The organism is Anaerosacchariphilus hominis (assembly GCF_014290175.1).
GTDB classification, from domain to species: domain Bacteria; phylum Bacillota; class Clostridia; order Lachnospirales; family Lachnospiraceae; genus Laedolimicola; species Laedolimicola hominis.
This window is the reverse complement of sequence record NZ_JACOOR010000002.1, coordinates 356,029-369,085: the sequence shown is the minus strand read 5'-3', so window position 1 is coordinate 369,085 and position 13,057 is coordinate 356,029. Positions and strand designations below refer to the sequence as shown.

Annotated in this window: 11 protein-coding genes and 3 pseudogenes; 1 reads left to right on the top strand and 13 read right to left on the bottom strand. The window is 36.1% G+C overall.

The genetic code is table 11. From position 1 onward, the window contains the following. Nucleotides 1-25 precede the first annotated feature (25 nt). Nucleotides 26-655, top strand: coding sequence for a type II secretion system protein (locus H8S44_RS16325; protein WP_243167470.1), 630 nt, complete (start codon nucleotides 26-28; stop codon nucleotides 653-655). A 256-nt stretch (nucleotides 656-911) separates the two neighbouring features. Here the strand turns inward: H8S44_RS16325 and H8S44_RS04230 are convergent, their stop codons facing one another. The 13 genes and pseudogenes from H8S44_RS04230 to H8S44_RS04170 all read right to left on the bottom strand — a co-directional run bounded on the left by H8S44_RS04230 (nucleotide 912) and on the right by H8S44_RS04170 (nucleotide 13,011). Then, the gene (locus H8S44_RS04230) at nucleotides 912-1,850 is read right to left on the bottom strand and encodes a toll/interleukin-1 receptor domain-containing protein (protein WP_207724137.1); all 939 of its coding nucleotides are present in this window, start codon (nucleotides 1,848-1,850) and stop codon (nucleotides 912-914) included. A 336-nt stretch (nucleotides 1,851-2,186) separates the two neighbouring features. Beyond that, entirely contained in the window at nucleotides 2,187-2,699 is a 513-nt protein-coding gene (locus tag H8S44_RS04225; RefSeq protein WP_186873129.1) for a nitroreductase family protein, read from the bottom strand. 51 nt (nucleotides 2,700-2,750) lie between these two features. Then, a pseudogene (locus tag H8S44_RS04220) lies at nucleotides 2,751-3,353 on the bottom strand (KilA-N domain-containing protein); the annotation flags it as partial. A gap of 2 nt (nucleotides 3,354-3,355) precedes the next feature. Continuing rightward, entirely contained in the window at nucleotides 3,356-3,721 is a 366-nt protein-coding gene (locus tag H8S44_RS04215) for a helix-turn-helix domain-containing protein (RefSeq protein ID WP_186873131.1), read from the bottom strand. A 71-nt stretch (nucleotides 3,722-3,792) separates the two neighbouring features. Then, complete coding sequence (locus H8S44_RS04210; protein ID WP_243167469.1) at nucleotides 3,793-4,011, bottom strand: plasmid mobilization protein; 219 nt, start codon at nucleotides 4,009-4,011, stop codon at nucleotides 3,793-3,795. Between the two features lie 146 nt (nucleotides 4,012-4,157). Further along, nucleotides 4,158-4,577: pseudogene (locus tag H8S44_RS04205) on the bottom strand (ParA family protein); the annotation flags it as partial. A gap of 125 nt (nucleotides 4,578-4,702) precedes the next feature. Continuing rightward, complete coding sequence (locus H8S44_RS04200) at nucleotides 4,703-4,882, bottom strand: hypothetical protein (RefSeq protein ID WP_186873133.1); 180 nt, start codon at nucleotides 4,880-4,882, stop codon at nucleotides 4,703-4,705. Between the two features lie 305 nt (nucleotides 4,883-5,187). Continuing rightward, nucleotides 5,188-6,687, bottom strand: coding sequence for a UvrD-helicase domain-containing protein (locus tag H8S44_RS04195; RefSeq protein ID WP_117628620.1), 1,500 nt, complete (start codon nucleotides 6,685-6,687; stop codon nucleotides 5,188-5,190). Next, nucleotides 6,684-8,363 carry an ATP-dependent nuclease gene (locus tag H8S44_RS04190; RefSeq protein WP_117687756.1) on the bottom strand — a complete coding sequence of 560 codons (1,680 nt, stop codon included), beginning with the start codon at nucleotides 8,361-8,363 and terminating at the stop codon, nucleotides 6,684-6,686. The genes H8S44_RS04195 and H8S44_RS04190 overlap by 4 nt, the downstream gene beginning before the upstream one ends. A gap of 65 nt (nucleotides 8,364-8,428) precedes the next feature. Continuing rightward, complete coding sequence (locus tag H8S44_RS04185) at nucleotides 8,429-9,313, bottom strand: DUF2971 domain-containing protein (RefSeq protein ID WP_025580485.1); 885 nt, start codon at nucleotides 9,311-9,313, stop codon at nucleotides 8,429-8,431. Between the two features lie 98 nt (nucleotides 9,314-9,411). Further along, nucleotides 9,412-9,762: pseudogene (locus H8S44_RS16805) on the bottom strand (hypothetical protein); the annotation flags it as partial. Between the two features lie 135 nt (nucleotides 9,763-9,897). Further along, the gene (locus H8S44_RS04175) at nucleotides 9,898-10,923 is read right to left on the bottom strand and encodes a PDDEXK nuclease domain-containing protein (RefSeq protein ID WP_021739269.1); all 1,026 of its coding nucleotides are present in this window, start codon (nucleotides 10,921-10,923) and stop codon (nucleotides 9,898-9,900) included. Nucleotides 10,924-10,992: 69 nt separating this feature from the next. Continuing rightward, nucleotides 10,993-13,011, bottom strand: coding sequence for an ATP-binding protein (locus H8S44_RS04170; RefSeq protein WP_049946826.1), 2,019 nt, complete (start codon nucleotides 13,009-13,011; stop codon nucleotides 10,993-10,995). Between the last annotated feature and the right edge of the window lie 46 nt (nucleotides 13,012-13,057).

Below are 13,057 nucleotides of genomic sequence, written 5' to 3'. Positions count from 1 at the left end.
AACAGGAACAGGAAGGGAGATTTTTATGAAACTGTTACACTGGATAAAAAAGCAAAGAGAGCAAAAAGAAGGCTTCACGCTGGTGGAACTCATCGTAGTTCTGGTGATTCTGGCTATCCTAGCGGCACTGCTGGTACCGGCGCTGACCGGATATATTGAAAAGTCCAAAAAGGATCAGGTGGTTGCGGAGACACGGTCGATCTTATCGGCGGTACAGACGGAAGTTGCGACCATGTATGCAACCGATGAATGGAATTCCCTGGATTCTCGCGCTATTATTGCTTCAAAAGATGGAACTGACGAACATAATTCCCTTTCTGCCCAAAAAGAAACTCTTATTTCCCGCTATGATGATATCGTCTCACTTTCAGAAGTTCCCAGTTTACAGGACAACGGTAAAGGACGTTTCACCTGTATTGTAAATCAGGAGGGAAAAGTACACCTTATTATTTATGACTCTGGAAGAGGATACACCGGTTTATATTTTGCAGAAACTCCAGAGTATCTGGCTGTCACTTCACCAGATACTAATCATTTTTTTGAAAACTACAATTGCAAAGTAATGGTGAGTAATCTCGGAAAATATGAAACTGAAATATATGTATGGAGCCGCGCCAATATCCTGGCAGGGTTAGGACATTATGAACTTATTTAATTGCTTATAACACCTCTTACAGTTTTCCATAATATTACAGTTAGTTTTCTGAATATAGATTCTATAGCAACTATTTGTTTAATCACTTCGAATGTATTAGTCTATAACGATGTTCCAAAAGGTGTCAAACCTGTTCCTGCATTTGGCACCTTTTATTTTTCCCCGTTTTCACCTTTGTTGCACACATAATCCCTTAAATTTGCTGCATCTTTCACCCAGACCTTCTGCCCAAAACAAGCCCCTGCTTTTTTCTACACTACTGGTATCTTCCCACCATATCCGTTATATGCCTATAATTATCCACAAACACTTCTATCAAATAGTAATACTCATCCGAATTCATTTCCTTTAATTTTTCTACTTCAATCAACCGTCCTCTCTGCGAATAATCCAGCAGCAATTCTATTGCCTCTCTCTTTTTACTCACTTCATCCCAGCCACACCACCTCTCTCTCTTGAATGCCTCATAAGCATTCGCCATCGCTGACCATACAATAAACTCTCTGTCATAATCCAAGTCCCGCGCGAAATCGATTACGATATCCACAAAATTCATGGGCATGGCGTCCCAAAAGACTTCCGAAATCAACCGGCTTGCCACAACCAGATACATCGGCATACTTTGATGTCTTACTGGAGAAGCATGCAATTGTTTCAGCGGAATTTTCACCGGCTCCTGTCCCTTTGTCTGCTCGTGCAGCTCTCTTCCCATCTTTAACAGGAACTGCGAATTCAAAAGATCCGGCCGGACCGCTTCCATGATCCCATCTATCAGCTCCTCCCATCCCACTTCCGAGGACAACGCCTTAATATCCAGAAGATATAGACTCTTTTCCTTGAGAAACTCCTTATCTATCTTATGCCAGATAGGCAGAATCACCCGCTCGCTGCTCATCTGCCGCATCAGCAGACTTTTCAGCTCATAATTCGCCCACTCCTTTTTGAAAAAGGCCGGGCTGCACACGATTATTCCATACCTTGACTTTTGAAGCCCCTTATTGATCGAATCCGTCAGGCTGTTCCCCAGCTTCAGTTCAAACTCATCATACCAGACTCTCACGCCCCGCCTCTGCAACGCCTCCGTCAAAGGCCGCACAAAATCCTCCTTGTCCTCCGACGCATGGGAAATAAATACATCCCACTCCTTCTCTTCCTTTTCCCTAAATGGCTGGAAAACCTGTTCTTTGTTATCCATCGTTTTGTACACCTCTTTCCTGTATTTTATCTTATCACAGTTATCCCATTGCTTTTCGTTCCAGCGCTTTGAAATTTCACTGGTCTGTCCGAATTTGCACATTGCTTTCTCTCGGAAGTCTCCCCTCCTCAAACACATTTTTATACGTCTCAATATTGTCGATTTACCTCTTTGGAATCATTCTGTTATCTGAATTCCTTTTCCCCTTTATACCCCTATCATACCATACACTTTTTGAAAAGTAAACATTTGTTCGATTTTTGTCGGAAAAGGGAAAGAATCTCTCATAGACTCTTTCCTTTTTTCCAAACACTCTATTCTATTGAATATCCCTGTTTAAATCCACTCCACCGTCTCACTCAGCTCTTTTCTGGAGCTATGATTCGGCAGCGGCTTTCCTTTTTCAGAAGCATAGCCCAGATCCAGAAGCATCAGGATTTCCTCGTCCTCAAGAAGTCCCAGCTCCTTTTTCAGTTCCTCCGGGTTAAAATTATTCACCCAGCAACTGTCCGCGCCTGCATCGCAGGCTCCCAGCACCAGATGGGTCGCCACGATGCTGGCGTCCTCGATTCCGGAGTCCCGCTTTCCGCCCGGGTAGGTGAACACATTGTTTTTATTGAAAGCAACCACCAGCACCGTCGGCGCTCCATAGCGGCAGGGCGTCGCCTTGTCAATCTTCGCCAGTCCCTCTTCGGACTGCACCACATAAATCTTCTGCTCCTGCAGATTCTTCGCCGTAGGCGCTACCCGTCCCGCCTCCAGAATCGCCTGAAGCTGCTCTTTCTCCACCTGCTTTGCCTCATAATTCTTGCAGGAATAACGGTTTTTGATTACTTCTGTGAATTCCATAACAGATACCTCCTTTTCGGTATCAGTTTATACCATTAAAATTCATTTTTCAACATTTAAAAGATCTGCTTCACTGGCATATGCATAAGCAATCTGTTCTGGTGTTAGCTCTGGTGGAATCAAATTTTCCTTCACCGCATCTGTGTGAATACGGTAGTTCACCTTTGATAAAGCCCTGTTCAAGTTCCAGTCCAATGAAAATCGACTATTTTCATCTTGTTTTAACCTGCGGTAATCTTTCATAATATACAGTTGAAATTCCGGAGAAATCCATGTAGCAAATGCCATTGCAATATCGCTATGTGCATAAGTTCCTCCACCATATCTGCCTGCTTTTGACACTATTCCAATAGCATTGGTCTGTTCAATCCATTTGGTTGGCGTCATAACAAACCTGTTTAATCCTGCCTCACTTCTAACCGCCTCGAATTGCACACGGTTAAAATCTGGATTATGAAGTTCTTCCCAAACAGCCAAAAACTCAACTGTATTTCTGTTTCGCATCCAGTTCTGAATCACAAATCTGGGATCATTATCATTTCTATATTTTGCAATATCTGTCAACGAAATATATTCATTTTCAAAATCTTTCGTGTAAATCCCAATATCAATTCCTTTTGCGTGAATAATTTCCCTAACTATTTTATTTGCCATCTCTATTCCTCCACCATGTTCTCCATCTGTTCCAACTTCTGCAAGGCTTTCATATACGCCATCAATCTTTTATACTGTTCGTCCCCAAGACTGTGAATCTGCTTTAATATCTTAATGTCCGACCTGGTAACTTCATAATCCATATCTGTATCTTGATATTCCGGATCAATTCCTTTTCCAGTCAAAAGCTGTTCGGGAGTAATCTCCAATGCATCACATATAGACAACAGACAGTCCGCTTTGGGATTCGTCTTTTTCTTCTTCCAGTCACTGATGTTACTTGTTGCAATCCCGGTCCTTTTTGAAAGTTCCAACTGCGTTATGTTTTTCTGCTCCATCACATAAAAAATTCTTTCACTGATAATCATCTTTTCCTCCATCAGCATTCCGTATATATCCGTATTTATAAATTCATATATCCGTTTATACGGTTATAGTATCATGCTACAACTTCTCTTTCAATAGAGATTTTTGTATTTCTGAAGGATATTACCTGATCCAAATCCGGCCACTCAGGAATAATCACATATCCGTTCAATGCCATCTTTCTGATATATGCACTCATGTTTTGAACTCCAGCTTCCTTCATTCGATTATGCAGTATCTCCACCTCTTCTGGTTTGAATTTTACATAAATTCCTTTTGAATACTCTTTCACTTTTCTTTTCCTCCATTTCTTTTCAAATTTGTAATTTTTAGAAATCATTCTTCCGGGGGCAATCGACAATTTCTAAAATTGGGCAACAAAAAAGCAACCGATATTACTCGATTGCCACTCTGTTACTCTTGCGAAACTATTCCTTTTATCATACCTAAGCTCGGCATACAATCAATTAGCACATAGTCATAATTCTTTTTAACCTCATTGACATAGGTTTTCAGCACACGCTCACGGCTCATTGCATTGATTAGCCTTACCTCAAAGCCCGACAGCTCAATGTTTGACGGAAGCAGGTCAACGCCCTCTCTGTGGTGGATAATACCCTGTGAAACATCAAGCGTTTTATCGTCTATGATGTTCTGCATCACAGTAGAGAGCGTTATGGGAATATCGTCTGGTCTGTTATAACCCAGAGCCATCGTGAGATTTGCCTGTGCATCGGCATCAATCAGCAGGACTTTTTTACCCTGTTGCACCAGACTTACGCCCAGATTGACCGCTGTGGTTGTTTTTCCAACACCGCCTTTCTGGTTAGTCAGGGCAATCACTTTGCAATTTGACATAGATGCGTCCTCCTTTCGCATAGATTTAGCCACTTTGTCAAGGTGGCTATGTAAACAGTACCAGAGAACGCAAAAAAGCCGCCTACTCTTAAAATCAATAAGAATAAGCAGCTTTGTAATTTGCCTTAGACATATTCAATTTTCATTCTCTTGGTCGGTGCATTTATGACCTTAAAAATAAGCTCGTCAATACAGTCCGTATATCTGCCTTGCTGAATAAGCTGATTTTTTAACTCTACAAGGCTATGTACCAAAAGTTTTCTTTCGTGGCTATCCAAATACATATGATTAAATTTCTCTCTCATAAGCACACCTCCATTTCTTTAGCTTCATTATATTTGAAAGCGGGTGAAAGGACAAATCTGCAAAAATGGGCAAAAAATAAGCGTACCACTATTTCTAATGATACGCTTATCGTATTAACTGCTAATCAAGGTCTATGAATACTCTTACATTGGTATCTTTCCACTGATTTTTTCTTACATACTGTCCGTTAACCTTTCGATAGGCTGCTGCCTGCTCGAAACTAAGCGGCAATTCAAAGGAAAGAGAACTCCTACCTATTCGTAATAGCTGCCTGTATTATTGGTTTATAAATAATCTATTCTGTTCAAAATAAAACGACATCTTCTATATTATGACCGCTTTCAGAAAATATCTTTTGTAAATTATTCTGAAAACAATTCGCATTGTAATTGTTTAACTTAACGATAATCAATTTGCTTTTTGCACGTGTAACCGCTACATAATGGTTGTATATACTCGACATATCAGACAATCGATAATCCTCTGCAAATACAATTACCTGTTCAAACTCCAATCCCTTTGAAGAGTGGAATGTAATTGCGATGTGTTTGTATTTATCCGCTTCAAATGCCACATGAAAACTGGTATCAGAAATTGTTTTGAATAATTTGTTTATGTGATCAGGACGAGTATCATATCCAAGATATTCAGCCAATGCTGTGACACACGAGCCGAAAGACTGCTCATCATCTATAGTCTCTTCAATTCTTTTGAGTAATCTTTTTACGGTGGATACTGTTTTGCGACTTTCATTTCCTTCAACAGGTATTTCTGAAATTACATCATATGCAGAATACTTTTCAATTATAAGGTATTTAGCAATTGCTGTATAAAGCCACGCTGTATCTGTTGTAATATCAGCAATAGGAGTCTGTGGGATATAAACATACTCTAAACCGTTTGTTGTTAATTCGCTTGCTCCTATTCGTGCGTTATCATTAGAAAACCGCAATAATGCTGACTTTTTATCGGGAACAATATTAGACAATACTTCTGTTGCCCAATTTGCCTTTGTAGGAGAAAGCCACACAATATTATCTATATTTTCCGTAGGATTGTAAAGACTTCTTGTCTCATCACATAATAGATTAGAATAATTCTGTATTTGTTGACAAGAGCGAAAATTATCTCCCATAAATATCTTTTTAAAATTGGGTTTGTTCCAGATGCTTTTAAAAGCCTCTGGATAAGCACCCCTCCATATATAAATCGATTGTTTTTCATCTCCCACAACAAAGGTTTCGATATTCAATTCATCACATAAATACATAAAGAATTTATGCATTGATTTGTCGCAATCTTGATATTCATCGATATATATTTTAAAATATTTTGCTTGAAGATAAAGCCTACAAGCCGAAGAATTTTCTACAATTTCTTGAGCCAAATCAAAAATAAAGTTCCTTTTATTATCTCGATATGAGCAGAGGATACCTTCATTCCTTATTTTTTCAATAGCTTCTTGAAAAGTATCAACTTTAGCTGAATAGTCCGTACTCATGTCCAAATCGAAATCAGCACCATAGACATCCTTCATAAAAGGCTTTATAACTTCCTCAATAACGAAACTGTTATTTGTTCCAATGAAGTGTTGAACTACATCGACAGACAATCTATCCTTTATTTCTTGTGCTGCTTTTATTGTAAAAGTAATTGCAGCAATAACTTTATGTGTATGATTATCATCAATTTCCTTAGCAATTTTATTAACCATTGTATGGGTTTTTCCTGTTCCTGCACTTGCCCTTACTATTAAGTTACCGGGAGTTTCTACTATTTTCTCTTGAATTGGAGATAGTTTCATTCGGCAACCTCCTTCAAACATGCAAAGTTGTAATGATTATAGATTGTTCTGCAATCTGTATCCGAAAGTTTCTCAATCAACTCCACCATATGATAGTGCTTTGCATCTTGTAAATATTTAACAGGATTATCATTATCCAATAAAGCTGATAATCTATCATGCAAAAACTCGTCTAAATCATTTTCTAAATCCACTTTTGATAAGAAAATATGAAAGTCACTTCGTATTTTATCCAAAGTATTTATATTTGAATTATATAAACTCCTCTTGGCAGAAACAGAATTCTCTTGAATTTGTTTAGTAGGCAGACGCTTTTCCCCAATATAATTATTACAGCGTGAAAAGCCTAAAACGCTATATGTACCTTTTCCTGTTACCGCTCTCAAATCATTGTCAGTTTTTACCACATTAAAAATTTCAAGTTCATCCAGGATAGAAAAATATGTTTCAAATCCCACACCATCAACTGGTAAAATGTATATTCCATCTACTTCATAAAAAGGATGCACTACTGAAAGGACTTTGCTAAATAGCATATATTCAGATGGTCCTTCAACCAAAAGTACTTTGTTAGCAAAGATTGCTTCTGACAAACAACGGTTTAACATTTTCCTGTTTTTCTCATAAGCATCAGGCACTTTATAAAATGTGCTAATACTATTGATTTTTCGCTCACTATATATTCGAACTAAATTTACATTATCCATTTCATAAAGAACAAAAGGCGAATGAGTTGTTACAAACAAGTATGTGTATTTGCTATCGGTAAAAAGTATTTGTGATAATGCAATCTGCATAGACTTATGAAGATGGTTTTCAGGCTCCTCAATTAAAAACAAATTGATTTTCTTTTCCGCATTTTCATCTGACAGTATGTCGTATATTGAATATGCCAATAACTTTTTCCTACCTTCCCCAGCAGTAGGATATAAATTATCATCATTATCTTGTTTAATATATGGGATAATATTTGAGTACAATCCCTTTACTGCGATTTCGGATTTTATTGAAACAGATATCCCTTCATCATGGAATTTTTGATATTCTGGCGTAAGTTTATCCTCAAATTCTTTAATTCCAGACAGAGAAGCAATATGACCATTCAAATCATCAACTGTATTTTGAATTTTTGCCAGAATATCTTTATCTTCGTCCTTTTCATTTCTGACAAGCTGGCTCACATTCTTTTTAAATAGGGAATACAAATCAACATAAGAGTCAATATAAATGACATTAAATACATAGTCTATTTCATATAGATATCCTCTTTGCTTCATTTCGTAAAGATGATTAATATCGCCACCCCACGATAATATCGGTAGAGCGAGCATTTCTGTTTTGCTATATTCTGCAAAAAGCTTTATATATACCTTATTATGCTTACTTAGCAATGCACCTTTTAGCTGTGCACGGAGTTTTTGACAATCGCTGTCAGCAACATCACTAATATCTATAGTAACAACAATCTCAATTGGTTTATCAAGCTGCTTATTATGAAAATCCGAATCTAAAAGGTTTTGTTTACGAATATCTTTATCAAATACATATCGTAGAGCGTACAAGAAATTTGTTTTCCCCACATCATTTAGACCAAAAAATATGTTTTTATTTGATAAGTCAAGTTCAACATTATCAAAATTTCTAAAATTTTTAATAACCACTTTTTCAAATTTCATATATGTTCTTTCACCATCCATCTTGTTTGTATAATAAGAAAATTATACCATTACTCCATAATTAATCATATAATTTTCTTTGCGTTTAGCTCATATGTACTAGGTGATAAAACCATCTGATAAATATCAATACTATTCTTTTTTCCAAATTGAATTATCTCTTCTTTAAAATTCTCAGAGATTTTCGCTCCTAAATAAAACGCTTTTATATTTTCTTTCAAATCCAAGACATATTTTCCATTTGGACATTTCAATTTTTCTGGCATTACTTTATTGAAATTAGCCGTCACAATTCGCCATTCTTTCTCGTACGACCAAACATCGGATTTACGACAAGTCGTCTTATAAATCCATTCTGTATTTTCACTTAACATATCTGCTTTAGAAACAGCATATCTATCCTTTGTATATATTACTGGGTATAAATGTTTATAAAGCATATCACTTTCTTTAAAATCATACTCTATACAAAATCCAGTATGATTCTGAGCATAATGGCTCCACATAAGCATAGAGTCATACACCTCAGATAAACAGACAACTCTTACAGCATCCTTGATTGTACTCATACAATCATTTAATCCATTTTGCAAAATATTCATCCAAGAGTCAGAAAGCCTTCCTCCATGAGCCTGCAAAACTATTTGCATCGCCCTTTCAATATTGTCAGAATAAAGAATTCTATTTTTTTCTTCCTGTTTAAGTGAAAATCTTCTTTCCAAAAGATGTATATATGTTTCTCTATCAAGTACACCTTCCAATGCATCTGACTGAAAGCAAAATTCACAATCATAGGGGTCGTTGAAATAAAGTGGTGATGATGGATATACTAATCCTTCAAAAGCTTCAAACTTCCATTTTTCAATGTTAATTATCCTCTGATGAATATAGCTATAATCATTCAGTTTTTCCGTATTAAATGACCTGTACCTGAATAACGTTCTTCTCATACATATCCTCTCCCTTTACTCTCGAACAAGCTTTATTATATTACACTAATTATAATAAAGCAGCCGCTTACCCATTCAATAAGCAAGCGGCTTTGTCATTAAATCACCTCAAAATGTTTCAATGCATCCTTTATTGCTTCAACCTTCTCTGGAGTCGGATGCTTCCTCGGCTGTTTCAATTCCTCTACCGCATTAGGAGCATCGTACATCGGCAAGCCTAAATCTCTCTTTACCTCTGCAATATATGCGGTATGTACTTTGAAGCCGTATTTAGCTTCTATGTACTCCTTTATCATTTTGTAGGTCACTCGCTCTTTGGGCTTGTATGTTTCGGCTCTTTTTGCGATATTATCAAGCGGAACTTTTCCCTCACCATCACCAAACTCAACTTTTACGTTGATATGTCCGTCTGGCTTTTTGTGGGAAAGCAGTACTACCGTCTCGACGTGAGTATCAAATTAAAACATATCCCCACAAAATCACGGAAATATAAGCAATATTTCTACAGTACGAATACTGTTCATGCATCCCCTTTCCCACAAATACATAACTGATATAAATTTTGCACCACCTTGATGCAAAATCTAATCTTCACTACCACTATTTTCCTCCAATGCCTTAATAGATTCCAATGCTTGATATTCCTGTTTTAATTCACGCAGCAATTCTTCCTCGCTTGGTAAATACAATTTGTATTTTGAAGCAAAAATCTGTGTTTCATTTTCAGGTAACGTATACTTAACTACAGACTCACTTTTATCTGCACACAATACGATACCAATCGGCGGATTGTCTCCTTCATTCATAAGTTCCCGCTCATAATAATGAACATACATCTGCATTTGCCCTAAGTCCTGATGTGTTAAGTCCCCAACTTTTAAATCTATCAGAACAAAACATTTTAAAATATAATTATAAAATACAAGGTCAATTCTAAAATGACGTCCATCAAAGGTTATTCTTTTCTGCCTTGCGACAAATGAAAACCCTCTACCAAGTTCCAAAAGAAATTTCTGCAAATGTGTAATTAACGCTTGTTCTAAATCGCTTTCATAAAAATCATCATTAGATTTCAGTCCAAGAAACTCCAACACATATGGGTCGCGGATGACATCTTCTGGTTTTTTCGCCGGTTCTAATGTCTGTATTTCCTCTGCAACTTGCTCTTTATTTTTACTGGACAATAGCCTTTCATAAAAGAAAGAATTTATCTGACGCTCAAGTTGTCTGGTACTCCATTGGGATTTTACAGCTTCCTGCATATAAAATTCTCGTGCATTTTCATTCTCCACTCGCATCAAGAGCCGATAATGCGTCCAACTTAATTCGCTACGCAGTGCGTAGCCATTTGGAAATGTCAAATAAAACTGCCGCATATTTTTCAAATTGGCAACGGTAAATCCTTTGCCAAAATCCTGCGTCATTTGCTTTGACAACTCTTTTAACAAACCTGTACCATACTCCGCCTTTTCATTGCCACCCTGTTCTTCAATGATTGATTTTCCTATATTCCAGTAGGCTTCAACCATTGCAAAATTGGCTGTTTGATAAACTTTATTTCTCGCCGAGATTAAAATTTTTTTGATTTCGTTATAAAAAGATGCATTCATCTTATCAACTCCATCCTTTCATTTACAGATTATTTATTAGCTCTCCTTTTTCAATTATCAACTAATATTTTACAACACTTTTGCAACAGCAATTTTCGTAAGAGTATCCGCTTTTTCTCGCCCTTCAGTATCACTTACTTCTGCCATTAATTCATTTGCCACCCGCTCTCTATCATACTTCAATCGTTCTAACATCGGCTTATGCTTTATTTCAAAACTCTTAAATATATCATCCCAAGTAAGTGCATATACTTCACAATTATCAACTTGGAATACTAACCCAACTTTTCCTTTATCTTCAAATGCTTTATATTGGCTTTTAACATAATCATCTACTTCTTTACATACGGCAATAAACTTCCATTTCCGTAATTCACTATTGAATTGAGGCTGTCTTCTAACGTAATCCATATAATCTTCTACTTGGCGTAATACTTTTTTCGTTAACAGAACTCTCGGTGCTTTCAATTCAACAACAATATTTTCTTCCAGCGTTGTTTCAAATGTTGTTTCGATATTTCGCGTATTACACAAAAAAATGTCCATACGTCGTTCATTTTCCGCATCTGAATTTAATTTTGCTGTAACATCCTCTTCTCCATACAAAATATTCCTATACTGCTCCAATGCCTTTTGCATTCTCTGATCAGCGCTTGCCAAATTGTACTGTTCACCAAAAAGCCAAAAATGTCGTTCTACAATCTTCTGCACATGATCACGTTCATTTGCAAACTTTGTCAAATCATACACAATACTTTTTAATAATTCTATTACTTTATACCTATCCTCAATAAACTTGATAGTATCAATGATATTCTCCAAGGATGTCTTTTTTAATATCATTGAAAAATCAGTTCTCTGCTGAGGTGATAATTCCACAACCTGCTCTATTATAGTTAAAACATTTTCTCTCTCTTCAGAGCTCAAAAGCAAATTCAAAAAACCTAATAACGATTTTTCTTGAATTTGTTTTAATTTATGAAAAATTAGTGGCTCCAATTTAAAAATTTCTTTTGTTACCCTCTTCAAATCATTCTTACGCATTTGTCCATATACATCATCTGGAAATTCCGGGAACGTTTTTCTTTCTGTTATCATTGCTTCAACTGCTTCTTCTGCTTTATCTGATAAATATACACTGATTTTTTTCTCAATAAGCATTTGAATCTCTTTATGCAATTTTTTCAGAATCTTTTTCTCATCTGGATATTCGAACATATTAATTTGGGTATCATTGTGATCACCTATAACATTTTCCTTATCATCAAAAAATTCTGACTTCACAAACACACTATGATTAAAGTTAACCGTATTCCGATTAAAAGTTGTAGTTCGATTTCCTTTCAACACGTTTTTGTCATCAAAATAATAACAACAGAATTTTTCAGAGATTGATTCCTGCCATACAACTAAGTTAATCTCAAATCTATATCCTTCAATTGTAACCATAGATTTTTCGCTCAACTCTGTGTTTATATACTTTTCATAATCAATCTTTTCATCATTAACTACTATTTCTACATTCTTATTTTTATATAGGTACAAAAACCAAGCAAAATCTTTAAGTAATGCTGGCTCTATTATTTCAAAGCCCATATTCTCCGCAGTTAATGTATTTATATTGGTAAATTTCACTTCTGTTCCGGTTTCTTGTCTGTCAGATAACTGTGGTTCAGAACAGTCAATCACCTCTTTTTTATCACTGGACATATTAATATCATATTCTTTATAAACATTGTTATCTTTATAGACAGTATGCCACTCTGCATTACTTGAAAAAGCAATAAAAGAGAATCGTCCTTTCCCTTTATTTGCCTTGGATTTTATTTGTAATGACAGTAAATTCTTCTTTGATGCCAGAAAAGCACCAAAGGTCTCCCCCAATTCATCGTAATTTATTCCATCACCATTATCCTTTATAATTAATTCCTTAACTCCAAACGCTTCGTTAAGTGTATATTCTATACTAACTTTTTTAGCATTAGCTTCAAAACCATTCCAAATATATTCACTTATAGCAGCTTTGTAATCACTTGTGATTCCAGAAGAATCAATACTCTGATTTTTAACGCTTACAGGTATAATCATAATATTCGCCTCCCATATCATAAGTATACCATTATTTCTAATGGTA